This window comes from Pseudomonas sp. R19M (assembly GCF_050312585.1).
GTDB lineage: Bacteria > Pseudomonadota > Gammaproteobacteria > Pseudomonadales > Pseudomonadaceae > Aquipseudomonas > Aquipseudomonas palleroniana.
This window is the reverse complement of sequence record NZ_JBNPJV010000134.1, coordinates 1-226: the sequence shown is the minus strand read 5'-3', so window position 1 is coordinate 226 and position 226 is coordinate 1. Positions and strand designations below refer to the sequence as shown.

Annotated in this window: 1 tRNA gene; it reads left to right on the top strand. The window is 55.8% G+C overall.

Going from position 1 to position 226, the window contains the following annotated elements:
• Positions 1–152: 152 nt before the first annotated feature.
• Positions 153–225: transfer RNA gene (locus ACQRBT_RS28360), tRNA-Glu, on the top strand.
• The last annotated feature ends 1 nt before the right edge of the window (position 226 follow it).

Below are 226 nucleotides of genomic sequence, written 5' to 3'. Positions count from 1 at the left end.
GGCTATAGCTCAGCTGGGAGAGCGCTTGCATGGCATGCAAGAGGTCAACGGTTCGATCCCGTTTAGCTCCACCAATTTACAGGTTCAAGGTCTGGCCACACCGTCCTTGAATCGATCAGTTCTCAGCACTGGTCAATGTACAGAAGGTTTGTGTCCCCTTCGTCTAGTGGCCTAGGACACCGCCCTTTCACGGCGGTAACAGGGGTTCGAGTCCCCTAGGGGACGC